Below are 14,296 nucleotides of genomic sequence, written 5' to 3' on the forward strand. Positions count from 1 at the left end.
AACGCACATGTCAGACAGCCACAGCCCACTCAGCCCCCACACCCCGAGCACACCGAACCAACCCAGAAATGATGAGAAACCCCAGCTCACAGCAACACCAACCACACAGAAAAACTGGGCGACGACAGTCAGATACGGTGAAGCGCGCCTGCGGCCGTATGGCCCATGCGCCTTCCAGGCCAGGGTCAGGCCTGCCTCGGCCCGCACGGCGGGCGCACAGCCTGCGACCATGTTCCCTGCGAGCACCGCGGCAGCGATGCCCGGCAGTTCTCAAGCCGGCTCAGGCCGGAGGGCAGCGGAACCCCGGGGCAGGCCGTGACGATCCCGCCCAGAGCCCGGACTCTGTGTTCCACCCGGCCGCCCGCCACGTCCAGCCGCCGGGCGACATGCCTGCCGACTGCATAAGCTTCGGCGACGGGCCTGGCTGCAGCACGCCGCGCCGAGGTCTTGCGCGGCGGGCCGCCAAGGAGCGGTTCAGGCCGGAGTGACGGCGAGCGTGCGGCGGTCCAGGTCAAGATGGACGGTGCCGCCGTTGTGTGCGCGCAGCCGGCGCCAGGTGGTGTAGCCGGTGAGGATGGCGTGCTCCCAGTCGGCCGCGCGACAGGTGCCGACTTCCAGGTGGGCCGTCACGTCATGTGGCCGATGGTGGTGAGCAGTTCGTTGTCGATGTGGGTGATGTCGGTTAAGTAGCGGTGCCGGGCGGCGTAGGAGAAGACCAGGGCCGAGATGCCCTCTTCGATGGCGATGGCGCGTCCGCCGTCCTCGGCCTCGTCCACTGCGGGATCGCTCCTGCGCTTGCGGCCGAGCAGGAAGCGGGTGACGGGCGACCATCCGAGGACGGCGGCGTGGGCGAGGTGGAAGGCGTCGTGGAATCGGTAGTCGTCCTCGACACGGGATGCGCTGGTGAGGGGGTCGCCTGCGGGGGTGCCGTCTTCCCGGGTGAGCACAATGACGGTGCGTCCGTCTTGCTGGGTGGGAGTGAAGGTCAAGGCGCTCCGGCGCGGGAGCTGTTCGTGCCCGGGGAAGCGGTTGTCGAAGACGACGTGTTCGGCCTCGGGGGTGGTGCGCCAGCGGTCTTTGGCTTTCTCCAAGCCGGCAGCGGCGACGTCGTCGAGGTCGAGGCCGAAGCGGTGGGAGAGGGCGGCCACGTACCACAGGACGTCACCGAGTTCTTCACGTAACTGGTGGGTGCTCTGTTCGTGGGAGGCACCATCACGCAGGCGTTTTTTGTAGGCGGTGGCCAGGGAGCCGGCTTCTCCGGCCAGGCCGAGGAGGGGGACGAGTACGGGGTCGGTGCCAGCCGCCGCGGACTGCAGCGTCTCGATGGCGGCTTGCTGGAAGCGGGGGAAGTCCACGACAACTCCTTGTTGGATCTTGGGACAAGAGCGTTGGCTTAGAGCTCCTAACGCAATGTGGGACGCAGGCGTCGCCAGCAGATGAGTGAGCAGGCGAGTTTCAGGAATGCTTCGTGGATGTCGTCGCGGGTTTCCCAGCGGATGCGCAGGCGGCTGAACCAGTGCAGCAGGGCGATGGTCTGCTCGACGACCCACCGCTTGGTTCCCAGCCCGGAGCCGTGGGCGGTGCCCCGGCGGGCGATGAGCGGCTTGATGCCCTTGGCCCAGACCTGGCGGCGGTAGCAGTCGTGGTCGTAGCCGCGGTCGGCGTAGACCTCCTGCGGCCGCTGGCGGGGCCGGCCGCGTTTGCCGCGGATGCGCGGCACCGCCGCCAGCAGCGGCCTCAGCTGGGTGACGTCGTTGCGGTTGCCGCCGGTCAGGGTGACCGCCAGCGGGATGCCGGTGGCATCGCAGATCACGTGGTGCTTGGAGCCCGGCCGGCCCCGGTCGGCCGGGCTCCGCCCGGTTTTGGGCCGCCCTTGAGCGCCCGGACGTGGGAACTGTCGATCACCGCCCGCGACAGGTCCAGACGGCCGGCGGCCCGCAGTTCGTCCAGCAGCACCTCGTGCAGCCGCTGCCACACCCCGGCCTCGTTCCAGTCCCGCAGCCGCCGCCAGCAGGTCATGCCCGATCCGAACCCGAGTTCCTGGGGCAGCCACTCCCACTGCATGCCGGTGTAGAGGACGAACAGGATGCCGCACAGCACCTTGCGGTCCTCCAGCACCGGCTTGCGGCCGGGCCGCCGGCGCCCCGCTGGCGGCGACGGCAGCAGCGGCTCGATTCTGGACCACAACTCATCGTCCACCAGCCATGGCCGGGCACTTCGCTTACTCACACCCCAGCAACTGACGCAGCCATCCGAAGGACACGGCTACTTACGTTGCGTTAGGAGCTCTAAGAGACACGCTGTACATGAGCCTCCTTTCCGACCTGCCCGCTGGAAGCCCCTGACGCGTTATCCAGGGCCCTTGGTACGGCGTCGCCACGACGGCAGCCACCAGTTGGCCCGTCCGGCGAGCCGGATGAAGGCGGGGACGAGGATGACGCGTACCAGAGTGGCGTCGAGGAGGACGGCCACGGCCAGGCCGGTGCCGATCACCTTGAGGGCGAGGAGGCCGGAGGTGGCCAGTGCGCCCATGACGACGGCGGCGATGAGGGCGGCCGCGGTGAAGACGCGGGCGGTGTGTTCGACGCCGAGGGCCGTGGCTGTGGGGGTGTCGTGGGCGCGGTGGTGTTCCTCGACGATGCGGGAGAGCAGGAAGATCTCGTAGTCCATGGACAGGCCGAAGGCGATGCCGAACATCAGGCACAGGACGGTGGTGTCGGTGATGTGGGTGACGGTGAAGTCGCCGGTGAGCCAGGTCAGGCGGCCTTCCTGAAAGAGGTGGACGACGGTGCCGAGCGTGGCGGCCAGTGTGAGGGCGTTCAGGAGCAGGGCCTTGAGCGGCAGCAGCAGGCTGCGGGTCAGGGCGAGCAGGGCGAGGAAGACGGTCACGGCGATGGTGGCCAGGACCGTGGGCAGGTGGTCGGTGATGGCGTGGGTGGTGTCGGCCATCCGGGCGTTGAGGCCGGCGATCTGGACGGACGCGGGAGCGGGCAGGTCGCGCAGACGCTCCGCCAGGCGGGCGCCGTCCGGGGCGAGCGGGTCGCTGGTGGTGACGACGGACAGCCGGGTGGCGTGCGCGGTGACGAAGGCGGCGGGGCGGGCGGGCGGAGGCGGCGGGACGCGGTGGCCGTCCCGGTACGAGCCGGTGGCGGCGTCGACGCGCCGTACACCGGGCAGGGCGGACACGCGCCGGGCGTAGTCGGCCACGGGTGCCGGGTGGGCGCGGGCGTCGTGGCCGGTCAGCAGGATGGTGCTCGGGTGCAGTTCGGCGACGTCGAAGTGGTCACGCAGCAGGGCCGAAGCGTGGGCGGTGGCGGAGGAAGGCGGCAGCATCCGGTCGTCGTAGATGCCGAAGCGGGTGCCGAGGAGGGGAGCGGCCAGCGCGACAAGGACGAGCAGCACCGGCACGGCCGTGGTCAGGGGGCGCCGGATGACGGTGCGGGCCACGTGCCGCCACAGGGGCGCGGTGGCGGAACCGGTGCGGCGTACGGCGCGCAGCGGGTCCCAGCGGTCGAGGTGGTCGCCGAGCGCGGCCACGGCGGCGGGAACGAGGGCCAGGGTGGCGGCGGCCGCCAGCACGGTGACCATGATGCTCGCGCAGGCCAGGGACCGCAGCAGGGGCACGGGGAAGAGCAACAGGGCGGCCAGGGACAGGCAGACGGTGAGGGCGGAGACGGTGACGGTGCGCCCGGCGGTGCTCAGGGTGACCGCCAGGGCCCGGTCGGGGCCGTGGCCGGCGGCGCGATGTTCGCGGTAGCGGGCGACGACGAGCAGGCTGTAGTCGACGGCCAGGCCGAAGCCGAGGGCGGTGGTGACGTTCAGGGCGAGCAGGGAGACCGGCATGAGGGCGGTCAGCGCGCGCAGTCCGGCCATGGTGCCGGCCACCGACAGCGCGCCGACGGCCACCGGCAGCAGGGCGGCGGGCAGACTGCGGAAGACCAGGAGCAGGACGGCGAAGGTCACCGGGGCCGCGATCAGTTCGGCGGTCCGCAGGTCGCGGCCGCTGATCCGCTCGGTCTCGGCGACGACAGCGCTCTCGCCCGCCGCGGTCACGGTCAGCGGGCCGGGCCGGGCGACGGTACGGCGTACGACGTCCGCTGCGCCGGCGTGGACGCGGCTGTCGTCACCGTGGAAACGGAGCGGCACCGCGTAGGCGGATCTGTCGGTGGCTCGCAGCGGATGTCCGCCCGGGTCCCAGGGGGAGGCGACGTGGGCGATCCGGGGGTCGTGCCGCAGCTCGCGGACGAGCGCGGCGCCGTGCGCGGCGACGGTGCGGTCATCGGGGTGGGCGCGGGCGTCGGGTCGTACGAGCAGGATCAGGTGCGCGCTGCCCGCTCCGAACGTGGCGGCCAGGCGCTGTTCGGCCTGGACGGAGGGCGCGCCGGTGGGGGTCCAGCCGCCGTGCGAGAGGTGGTCGGTGACGCGGCCGCCGAACGCCAGGCAGGCGGCCGCGAACAGCACCGCGGCCAGGGCGATCCAGCGGCTGCGGCGGGCGGTGAGGCGGGCCCACCGGGCTCCGGCCCGCACATGCGGCCCGGCGGCCGGTGTGAGGGGGCCGGGCGGGGTGTCCCGGCCTCCGGCGGCGGTCGTCATGACAGGTCCAGGCCGACACGGTAGTCACGGAGCCAGGTGTTCAGGTCCAGGACGAGTTCGGTGGCGTAGCGCAGGTCCTTGAAACCGGCGCCGGGGGCGAGGGCCCGGGTGACGGCGGCCGTGTCCAGCAGGTCGTTGACGGGCGCCGAGCGATCGTGGGCGACCTCGGTGAGGGCGGTGCGCAGGGTGTCGGTGTACTGCGGGTCCTGGACCGTGGGGTAGGGGTTCTTGGGCCGTTTGAGGACGGGGGCGGGCAGCAGGTCGGCGACGGCGGCCCGCAGCAGGCTCTTCTCCCGCCCGTCGTGGGTCTTCATGCTCCAGGGGGCGTTGAAGACGTACTCGACGAGCTCGTGGTCGCAGAAGGGGACACGGATTTCCAGGCCGGTGGCCATGCTCATGCGGTCCTTGCGGTCGAGCAGCAGTTGCAGGAAGCGGGTCAGATGCAGATGTCCGATCTCGCGCATCCGGCGTTCGAGCGGGTCGGAGCAGTCCGTGTGCGGTACGCCGGCCAGGGCGTCGCGGTAGCACTGGCGCCGGTAGCCGGGCAGGTCCAGTGCGCTGACCAGGGCGGGGTCCAGGAGGCGGGGGTTGAGGGGGGCGTCGCCGAGGCCCGCCTGGGTGTAGACCTCGATGGCCGCGCGCCAGGGGAAGGTGTCGGCCCGGACGGTCTGCGGGTCGTGGAACCAGAAGTAGCCGCCGAAGAGTTCGTCGGCGCCTTCGCCCGACAGGGCGACGGTGGAGTGCTCGCGCACGGCCTCGAACAGCAGGAGCGCGGAGATGTCGAAGTCGCCCAGGCCTGAGGGCAGGTCTCGGGCGTGCAGCGCGGCGCGGCGGTGCGTGTGGTTCATCAGCCCTGTGGTGGCCAGGGTCACGTCGGTGTGGTCGGTGCCCACGTGCTCGGCCAGCGCGCGGACGAAGGGCTGGTCGGAGTCGACGTGCATGAGGTCGGGGACGAAGTCCCGTTCGTGCTGGTCGAAGGCGACGGAGAAGGAGCGGACGCGCTCGTGGCCCGGCTGGTGGGCGGCCAGGGCGGTGACGGCGCTGGAGTCCAGGCCTCCCGACAGCAGCGTGCACAGCGGGACGTCGGCCACGGTCTGCCGGGTGATGATGTGCTCCAGCATGGAGCGCACCGTCGCGACGGTCACGGCCAGGCTGTCGGGGTGCTCGCGGGCCTCCAGAGCCCAGTACCGCTCTTCGCTGACGCCCCGGCGGCTGACTGTGAGCAGGTGGCCGGGGCGGACCTCCCGCATCCCGCTGTACACGGCGTGGCCGGGTGTTTTGGCGAGGGAGAGCAGTTCCCGCAGTCCGTCGATGGTCACGGACGCGTGGACGGCGGGGTGGGCGAGCAGGGCCTTGGGCTCGGAGGCGAACAGGAGGGCGGGCCCGGCCGCGGGCTCTGTGCCAAGCCCGCCCTCCGTGCGGCAGTAGTAGAGGGGCTTGATGCCGAGGCGGTCGCGTACGAGCAGCAGTTCCTGGACACGCGGGTCCCACAGGGCCAGGGCGAACATGCCGTTCAGACGGGTGGGGAAGGCCGCTCCCCACTCCAGGTAGGCGTGCAGGATCACCTCGGTGTCGCCGGCGGTGCGGAACCGGTGGCCGCGGCCGCGGAGTTCTTGACGCAGTTCCCGGTAGTTGTAGATCTCGCCGCTGAAGGTGAGGACGGCCAGGGTGCGGCCGTCCTCGACGGCACTCATCGGCTGGCTGCTGCCGGGAAGGTCGATGACTGCCAGCCGCCGGTGGCCCAGCGCCGCGTGCGGGCCGGCCCACCGGTCTTCGGCGTCCGGGCCGCGGCAGGCCATGGTGCCGGTCATGGCGGCCAGCGCGGCGCGCTCCGCCCCGCCGGTCAGGTCACGGTCGTAGGCGATCCATCCGGTGATTCCGCACACGGTGCCTCCTGGGCTGGATGTCGGGCGGGGTGGGGCGGGCGCGGCGGCGGACCACTGCGCAAGGAGCCCGGCCCCGGGTTCGGGCCCCGTCTTCGGCCCACAAGTCCGGGCCCCGGGCACGGCCCTGGCCGCAGGCCCGCGCGGCGCCGGTCAGGCCCGCGTGAAGACGAGCGCGGCGTTTTGCCCGCCGAAGCCGAAGGAGTTGCTCAAGACCGCCTCCATGCCGTGGCTGCGGGGTGTGCCGGCCACGATGTCGAGAGTGATGCGGGGATCAGGGCGCTCGAAGTTCGCCACGGGAGGGATGAGCTGGTGCTGCAGGGTCAGCACACTGCAGGCGGCCTCGATGGCTCCGGCGGCGCCGATGCTGTGCCCGAGCGAGCCCTTGTTGGCGGTCACCGGCGGGGGGCGGTCGAAGATCTGGTTCAGGGTGCGGGCCTCGTACAGGTCGTTGAACTCGGTCGAGGAGCCGTGCGCGTTGATGTGGCCGATGTCGTCGTGGCGCAGCCCGGCCTCCGCCAGGGCGGCGCCGATGGCGGCGGCCGCGCCCTTGCCCTGGGGGTCGGGTGTGGTCGGGTGGTGGGCGTCGGCGGAAGCGCCGTATCCGGACAGCCAGGCCCGCACGCCGCCCCGGCGGGCCCGGGCATGAGCGGCCTTCTCCAGCACCATGACTGCCGCGCCTTCTCCCAGAACGAATCCGTCCCGGTCCGCGTCGAAGGGGCGGGAGGCCCGCCCGGGGTCCTGGCGGCGTCGGGAGAGCACCGACATCCGGGAGAAGCACAGGGAGACCATCTGGGAGGCCCGCGGGGACTCGGCTCCGCCGGCCAGGACCACGTCGCAACGGTCGGCGGCCAGCAGGTCCTTGGCCACTCCCAGGGCGGTGGCGCCGGAAGCGCAGGCGGTGGAGACGACCAGGTTCGGGCCGGTGACGCCCAGGTCGAGGGCTATCTCGCCGGCTGCCATGTTGGGGATGGAGCGCGGCAGTGCCAGCGGGGAGACGGCGCGCAGCCGGCCCTGGAGCAGCTTTTCGGTCTCGCCGGGCCAGTGTTCCATGCTGGCGGCGCCGACTCCTATGACGACGCCGATGCGCCGGTGGTCCCACCGGTCGGTGGGCAGGGCGGCGTCGGCGACCGCCATGCGGGCGGCGACCAGCGCCATCTGGATGAAGCGGTTGGTCCGCCAGGCGATCTTCTTCACGCCGGCCGGGTCGAAGTCGGGTACCCGGCAGGAGAAGTCGACCGGCATGTGCTTGAGGGCGGGGTCGGCCGCCGCGGTGGGCCTGCCCTGGCACAGGCACGTCCACATCGCCTCGGTCCCGCTTCCTGCCGGGGTGAGCAGCCCCAGGCCCGTCACGGCCACGGGCTCGCTCATGACGGCGTCCCGTCGGCGGTCCGCGCGGACTCGCGTGCCTGGGGCAGGGACCGTTCGAGGACGGCGCAGATGTCGGTGAGCGTGGAGGTGGTGCCGAGCTGGCTCTCCGCTTCGTCGGGCAGTTCGGCGCCGTGCTCGTCCTCGTAGCGGGCCACCAGTTCCAAGAGGGCCAGGGAGTCCAGGCCCAGTGCTTCGATCGTCGTGTCGGGGGAGGCGGCTTCCCGGTCGATGCCGAAGGCCTGTTCCAGCTCGCTGACCAGGTGGGGGAAGAGGCTGCTGGTCATGTGCTGCTCCTTTGCGGGTGAGCGACGGGACATGACGGCGCGGCGTGAGCGCCCGCTCCGCCGGCCGGGCGGGACGGGGGCGTGCCCGACGGCCGGCCGGGCCAGGTGACCGGCAGGCTGCGCAGGCCGCGTACGACGACTCCTTCGTGGTAGGTCCGGGAGGCGCCGTTCAACCGGGGCGGGCAGGCCGCCAGAACGGACAACGCGCCGCGGGCGGTGGCCCGGGCCAGGGCCGCTCCCAGGCAGAAGTGCGCGCCCGCGCCGAAGGCCAGGTGCCGCGCCGCGGCCGGCCCGGTACCGGCCGGGTCGAGGTAGCGGCCCGGGCGGAAGGCGTGCGGGGTGTCGAAGACATCCGGATCGCGGTTGGCCGCCGCCAGCAGGGGCAGCACGATGGTGCCGCGGGCCACCGGCAGGCCGTCCAGGGCCGTATCGCGCACCGCGGCACGCGGAGCGACCTGCACGGGAGACTGCAGGCGCAGCACCTCCTCCACGACCGCATCGGCCGTCCACGGGTTGCTGGCCATCGCCCAGCCCTGGCCCGAGGGGGCCCCGTCCAGTTCCGCCACCGCCTGCGACAGCAGGCTGACCGTGGTGTCGTAGCCGGCGCTCAGCAGCAGACTGCAGGTGGTCACCACCTCCCGGTCGTCGGCCATGCTGCCGTCCGGCCGGTGCAGCAGAGTGCTCACCAGATCCTCCCGGGGCGCCTGGCGCCGGGCCTGGATCTGGCGGCGGAAGTAGCGCACGAACCGGAAGCGGGCCTGGGCGATGGCCCGTTCATCGGTGGTGCGGGCCGGCTGGTCCAGTCCCTGGATGACCAGCCGGGCATCGCGGTGGAAGGCGGTACGGTCCTCGGGCGGTACTCCCAGGACGTCGCTGATGACCGTCATCGCCAGCGGCTCGGCGAAGTCCGTCACGAAGTCCCCCGGCCGACCTGCGCAGCGGCGGGACAAGGCGGCGCTGTCGTGCGCGAGATTCTGGGCCAGGCCCTGGATCCTGCGCACACTGAAGTGCCGGGCGACCTGTCCCCGCAACCGGGTGTGCCCCGGGGTGTCCATCTGAAGGAAGGACCGGGCCGGCAGCCCCAGCAGAGTCGTCTCGTACAAGTTGCCGGCGCCGTGGCCGAACCGTGCGTCGCGCAGCACCTCGGCGCAGGCCGCATGGCCCAGGACGGCCAGGGCTCCGCCGGGCAGCCGGTGCACCGGCCTGCTGCGGATCCGGGGCGTCAGGCACCGGTGGGGGTCGGCCAGGAAACCGGGGTCGTCCACACTCGCGCCGAGAAACCGCGTCAGTTCCGCGACCGCCCGGCGGATCGGCTCGCCATCGTATATCGCCATGAAATCTCCAGAACGCATTCGCAGGGATGAATTCCTCAAACCGTGGGTAGTTTCGGGCCGCCGGCACCGAGCCAGAAAGAAGAAAAGAGAAACGGCCATGAAAGCGTTCCTGCACCATGTGACCATTCGCTGGTCCGACGTGAACGCCTACGGAATCGTCAGCGACGCGGCCATCGCCGCCTATGTCGAAGAGGCACGAGGCGCGCTGATCAGGAAACTCGCCGGCCTCGGCGCGGAGCGGCCGGAATCCGCACCGCCCCTGGTCTACCTCACCGTGCGCCAGCGCATCGACTACCTCCTGCCCCTGCACTGGCAAGCCGAACCGTTGGTCATCTCCCTTCGCGTGCTCCGGATCAGGCCGTCCGCCGTGGAACTCAACGCCCGCGTCGGCTGTCGGACGGCCCCCTGCGCCGAGGCCCGAGTGCTGTCCGCATGCTGGAACACCGCGCGGAGCAGACCTCACCTGATCGCCTCCGCGCAGCGCGCCCTACTGACGCAATACCTGGAAACCACGCAAAACGACGACCGTCACCCCGGAAAACAGCAGGACTCGAATGGACGCGGGACGCGACCGATTCCATGACTCTCTCGAAGGGAATTCCCTGCCGCAGTCATCATTTCCAACTTTAACGCCGATATGACATCCACAGGCCGACATACCCTAAAGAGGTAAACATAGAACAAAGGACCCCGGTACGGAAACGGCTAGCGCACCATAGGGAACAGTCCCCGGGCACCCCCTCACGGACACGACTCACGTGCGAGTGACCACGGTGGAGCGGGCCAGGTGCAGGTGCGGACCTGGACGGTGGGAGCGGTCCACATGTCGATCAAAAGCACGGCCTCGAACTGGCCGGCGACACCCCCTCCTCCCCCGGCGGTGACACGGACGCTCCGCTCGTGCGCTACGACTACACCGACGGACACCTGACGGGGGTCTCCAACGCGCAGGGCCAGCCGCGGGTGTTCGAGTATGACGTCTGGTCGCGCATCACCTCCTGGACCGACCGCAACGGCAGCCGGTACGCGTACACCTACGACGCCGAGCATCGCGTCGTCCGCGGTGAAGGCTCCGGCGGGTTCTTGAACTGCACCATCGCCTACGACACCCGGGAACGCACCACCACGTACACCAATTCCCTGGGCCATACCACCACGCACCACTACAACGAACTGTTCCAGCGCACCGCCGTCACCGACGCCTTGGGCAACGTCTCGCACAGCACCTGGGACCGCCACGACCGGCTGATATCCCAGACCGACGCGGTGGGGCGCACCACGCGCTATGGCTATGACGCCGCTGGCAACCTCACCGCCATCACCCGCCCTGACGGCCACTCCTCCACCGCGCTCTACAACGACCTGGGGCTGCCACTGCAGATGACCGAACCGGACGGCGCCACCTGGCACCACACCTACGACGAGCAGGGCAACCGCCTGTCCGCCACCGACCCGGCCGGTGCCGTCACGCGCTACGCCTACGACGGCTTCGGCCGGCCCGTGCAGGTCACCGACGCCCTCGGGCATTCCCGCCGTCTGGTGTGCGATGCCGCCGGCCTGCCGGTACGGGTCACCGACGCCCTCGGGCAGGTCTCGGTCGCCGAGCGGGACAGCTTCGGGCGGGTGGTCTCCTTCACCGATCCGCTGGGACGTACCGAGCGTTTCGCCTGGACCACTGAAGGCCGGCCGGTCTGGCGTGAGCACGCGGACGGCAGCCGCGACACCTGGAGCTGGGACGGTGAGGGAAATCTGACGGCCCACACCGACCGTCTGGGCAACACCACCTCGTACACTTTCACGCACTTCCACCAGGTTGCCTCCCGTGCCTCGGCCGACGGCCGGACGCACACCTTCACCTACGACACCGAGGTGAACCTCGTGGGTGTGCGCAACCCCCAGGGCCACACCTGGCAGTACGAGTACGACCCGGTCAACCGGCTCGTCGGCGAGACCGACTTCAACCTGCGCACCCTCACGTACGCGCACGATGCCGCAGGCGAGCTGACCGCACGCAGCAACGGCCAGGGGGCGAGGACGACCTTTGTCCGCGACATCCTGGGGCGCCCCGTCGAACAGCGCACCGGCGAAGAAGTCACCACCTTCCACTACGACCTGTCCGGCGGCCTGGTGCATGCCGCCAACGCCGATACCGTCGTCACCCGGGCGTACGACGCCGTGGGCCGGGCCCTGAGCGAGACCGTCAACGGACGCACCACCTCCTACAGCTATGACCTGCTCGGCCGGCGGCTCAGCCGGCGCACCCCCTCGGGGGCCGTCTCGCGCTGGGCCTACGACCCCGCAGGCCGGCCCAGCAGGCTGGAGAGCGCCGGGAACGAACTGCACTTCTCCTTCGACGCCTCGGGGCGGGAGACATCCCGCACGCTCGGGGGCGGCAGCACCCTGGTGCAGACGTGGGACAACGCGGGCCGGGTGGCCTCCCAGTCCATCACCCGCGGCACGGGCGAGGCGCGCCTGCTGCTCCAGCACCGCGAGTACGCCTACCGCGCCGACGGGCACCTCGACGCCGTCCACGAGCTGACGACCGGGACGCGGCGGTTCGACCACGACCCTGTGGGGCGCGTCACCGCGGTCCACGCGGCCGGCTGGGAGGAGACCTACGCCTACGACGCGGCCGGCAACCTGGCCCAGGCCGGCACCTCGGCTGCCTCCGGCACCGAAGCGGCGACCACCTTGGAGTTCAGCGGCACCCGGCTGCGCCGTGCGGGCCGCACCACCTACGCCTATGACGCCCAGGGCCGGCTGGTGCGCACCGTCAAGCACCTCCTCAACGGGCAGAAGCGAGCCCAGACCTACAGTTGGGACGCCGAGGGGCGGCTGGCCGGCACCGTCACCCCCGACGGCGTGCGGTGGCGCTACCAGTACGGCCCCGCGGGCCGCCGCAGCGCCAAGCAGCGCCTGGCCCACGACGGCACCGCGCTCGAGGAGATCTGCTTCACCTGGGACGGCACCCGCCTTGCCGAGCAGGTCACCAGCGCCGGGCAGGCAACCACGTGGGACTACGCTCCGGGCAGCCACCGTCCGCTCGCCCAGCTCGAGCGCTCGCTCAGCGACGCCGAGGTCGACGCCCGCTTCCACGCCATCGTCACCGACCTCGCGGGCACCCCGACCGAGCTCGTCTGCTCCGAGGGCACCCTGGCCTGGCATCTGCGCACCACGGTATGGGGCGTCCCCTTCGCCGGACAGGGCAGCGGCAGCACCGACTGCCCCCTGCGCTTCGCCGGGCAGTACGCCGATGCGGAGACCGGCTGGCACTACAACTATTTCCGGCACTACGACCCGCAGACCGCGCGGTACGTCAGCCCGGACCCGCTCGGGCTGGCTCCCGATCCCAACGACTACGCCTATGTCTGCGATCCGCTGATCTTCTGCGACCCGCTCGGCCTCGCCCGGATCCGGGGAGCCGGCGGCCGCTGGGAGCGCGACCCCAATTCCCCCCCAGATTTCACACAACCGTGATACGGAATACCCCGGCAGCTACCGTCAGTCGACGCATGACCAGATGGCCGCGCGCTGGACGGACGAGGGGCTCGCCCAAGGCGGTGTGCCGGTCTACCAGAGCGGGCCGAACGCGGGAATGAGGATCCCGAGAAACGAACTGACGTGGCGTAACTCAGACGGTGACGTCATCCCGTCGCACGAGCTCACCTACGAGCACCTCAACCCCGTCGTGGAGCACTGGAACAGCACTGGATACAATTCGGACCGGACCACGAGAAATGACTTCTACAATAACTCCGACCATATGGAGCCCATGACGCGCAGTGAGAATTCCAGCGGCGGGGCCCGCATGGGTGTGACTTACCGGCAGGATACCGGCCCCAACTATTCCTGCAGTTAGCGTAGAGCGAGGAACTGGAGACACCCAGATGGACCTGACGGCAAAAATTTCCGGCCTCCCCGGAGCTGCTCCTTTGGACGGAGTTTCGGATGCCTGGCACTGGTCACCGAATCCCCGTTTCAACTTCTTTGCGGCACTGACCGAGGACGGCAAGCATCTGTTCCAGGTCAATGTGATGGACGCCTGCGACCAGGCCCTGGTGCGCGCACTGCTGCGATTCGCCCGCGAGCACTCCCGCGAGGCGACCGCCCCCGGCCGTTTCCTGGTGCCCATCACAGGCTTCAGCCACCCCGGCTACGGATTCGACACCCTGACATCCGTCCCTCCAGGCGTGCACGGGTACCTGGCCAGGGAACATCCGGATCTCCATGCTGTCGCCTACGCCGTTTTCCCCGGATACCGCTCGGAATTCTCGGGGTCCGAGAGCGAAGACGAAGCCCGGGTGCGGCTCCGCAAGATGCTGCGACCGACGACGCTCGGCCGCGAACCGGTCCCGTTCCTCAAAATGCGCTACGACAACACGCGGACCAAAAGCCGAAGCACCGGACCGGAGCGCGGGCTCGCCACACTCCCCGTCCTGCTGCAAGAACTGGCGCTCCTGCAGCAGGCCCCGGGAAGCTTTGTGGAATGGGAGAACCGCCACGGCGACATCTGGCAGGCCCGCTGGGACGACGGCCTTCGCCTCCAGGGCCCGTCGGTGCCCGACCGACCGGCCGACTCCGATGGCCTCCTCGCCTTTGCCGAGAAAACCGTGACCGGTAGCCCATCACCGGCATAGCACTCCGGCCGTGCACTGTCCCGGAGAGATCACGACTCGCACCCGCAGGAAACCCCGACGCCGGGCAGCGCCCCGACGCTGCCCACCGAGTAACGGCAGTCGGCCTCCAGCCGGTTAGCCGCGCCCGGCCGGGGCAAAACCAGACGAAGTCACTCGCGGCCGAGTGGGCAGGCAACGCCGGGCGGGGCTGCCGA

11 protein-coding genes are annotated in these 14,296 nt (G+C 70.8%); 3 read left to right on the plus strand and 8 right to left on the minus strand.

Annotated features, from left to right (window positions below):
• Nucleotides 1-474: 474 nt before the first annotated feature.
• The 8 genes from JXZ78_RS38710 to JXZ78_RS38745 form a co-directional block, all read right to left on the minus strand.
• The gene (locus JXZ78_RS38710) at nt 475-630 is read right to left on the minus strand and encodes a MazG C-terminal domain-containing protein (RefSeq protein ID WP_238783679.1); all 156 of its coding nucleotides are present in this window, start codon (nt 628-630) and stop codon (nt 475-477) included.
• Entirely contained in the window at nt 627-1,355 is a 729-nt protein-coding gene (locus tag JXZ78_RS38715) for a nucleoside triphosphate pyrophosphohydrolase family protein (protein WP_238783680.1), read from the minus strand. Before JXZ78_RS38715 ends, JXZ78_RS38710 begins: the two co-directional genes overlap by 4 nt.
• Nucleotides 1,356-1,402: 47 nt before the next feature.
• Nucleotides 1,403-2,229, minus strand: a protein-coding gene (locus JXZ78_RS38720) for an IS5 family transposase (RefSeq protein WP_238783681.1) whose coding sequence is annotated in 2 segments (ribosomal slippage) — nt 1,403-1,863 and nt 1,863-2,229 — 828 coding nt in all. Because the reading frame shifts where the segments join, the coding sequence is not laid out codon by codon here.
• A 120-nt stretch (nt 2,230-2,349) separates the two neighbouring features.
• The gene (locus JXZ78_RS38725; RefSeq protein WP_050502020.1) at nt 2,350-4,593 is read right to left on the minus strand and encodes an MMPL family transporter; all 2,244 of its coding nucleotides are present in this window, start codon (nt 4,591-4,593) and stop codon (nt 2,350-2,352) included.
• On the minus strand, nt 4,590-6,479 hold the full coding sequence (gene asnB / locus JXZ78_RS38730) for an asparagine synthase (glutamine-hydrolyzing) (RefSeq protein ID WP_030017631.1): 1,890 nt from the start codon (nt 6,477-6,479) through the stop codon (nt 4,590-4,592). Before asnB ends, JXZ78_RS38725 begins: the two co-directional genes overlap by 4 nt.
• 150 nt (nt 6,480-6,629) lie before the next feature.
• Nucleotides 6,630-7,847, minus strand: a complete 1,218-nt coding sequence (locus JXZ78_RS38735) for a beta-ketoacyl-[acyl-carrier-protein] synthase family protein (RefSeq protein WP_030017630.1) — start codon at nt 7,845-7,847, stop codon at nt 6,630-6,632.
• Nucleotides 7,844-8,131, minus strand: coding sequence for an acyl carrier protein (locus JXZ78_RS38740; RefSeq protein WP_030017629.1), 288 nt, complete (start codon nt 8,129-8,131; stop codon nt 7,844-7,846). Before JXZ78_RS38740 ends, JXZ78_RS38735 begins: the two co-directional genes overlap by 4 nt.
• A complete protein-coding gene (locus JXZ78_RS38745; RefSeq protein ID WP_050502019.1) occupies nt 8,128-9,465 on the minus strand; it encodes a cytochrome P450 in 1,338 nt (445 codons plus the stop codon). Before JXZ78_RS38745 ends, JXZ78_RS38740 begins: the two co-directional genes overlap by 4 nt.
• A 97-nt stretch (nt 9,466-9,562) precedes the next feature.
• Between JXZ78_RS38745 and JXZ78_RS38750 the strand changes: the two genes are divergently transcribed.
• The 3 genes from JXZ78_RS38750 to JXZ78_RS38760 all read left to right on the plus strand — a co-directional run bounded on the left by JXZ78_RS38750 (nt 9,563) and on the right by JXZ78_RS38760 (nt 14,102).
• Nucleotides 9,563-10,048, plus strand: coding sequence for an acyl-CoA thioesterase (locus tag JXZ78_RS38750; RefSeq protein WP_030017626.1), 486 nt, complete (start codon nt 9,563-9,565; stop codon nt 10,046-10,048).
• A gap of 317 nt (nt 10,049-10,365) precedes the next feature.
• A complete protein-coding gene (locus JXZ78_RS38755; protein ID WP_050502018.1) occupies nt 10,366-12,942 on the plus strand; it encodes an RHS repeat domain-containing protein in 2,577 nt (858 codons plus the stop codon).
• A gap of 410 nt (nt 12,943-13,352) precedes the next feature.
• On the plus strand, nt 13,353-14,102 hold the full coding sequence (locus JXZ78_RS38760; RefSeq protein ID WP_157851449.1) for a hypothetical protein: 750 nt from the start codon (nt 13,353-13,355) through the stop codon (nt 14,100-14,102).
• Nucleotides 14,103-14,296 lie beyond the last annotated feature (194 nt).

This window comes from Streptomyces monomycini (assembly GCF_022271435.1).
Lineage (GTDB): Bacteria > Actinomycetota > Actinomycetes > Streptomycetales > Streptomycetaceae > Streptomyces > Streptomyces monomycini.

Coding starts and splice junctions, on each gene's coding strand:
- JXZ78_RS38740 (WP_030017629.1), bottom strand. CDS start 8,131: ATGACCAGCAGCCTCTTCCCCCACCTGGTCAGCGAGCTGGAACAGGCC.
- JXZ78_RS38735 (WP_030017630.1), bottom strand. CDS start 7,847: ATGAGCGAGCCCGTGGCCGTGACGGGCCTGGGGCTGCTCACCCCGGCA.
- JXZ78_RS38760 (WP_157851449.1), top strand. CDS start 13,353: ATGGACCTGACGGCAAAAATTTCCGGCCTCCCCGGAGCTGCTCCTTTG.
- JXZ78_RS38745 (WP_050502019.1), bottom strand. CDS start 9,465: ATGGCGATATACGATGGCGAGCCGATCCGCCGGGCGGTCGCGGAACTG.
- JXZ78_RS38725 (WP_050502020.1), bottom strand. CDS start 4,593: ATGACGACCGCCGCCGGAGGCCGGGACACCCCGCCCGGCCCCCTCACA.
- JXZ78_RS38750 (WP_030017626.1), top strand. CDS start 9,563: ATGAAAGCGTTCCTGCACCATGTGACCATTCGCTGGTCCGACGTGAAC.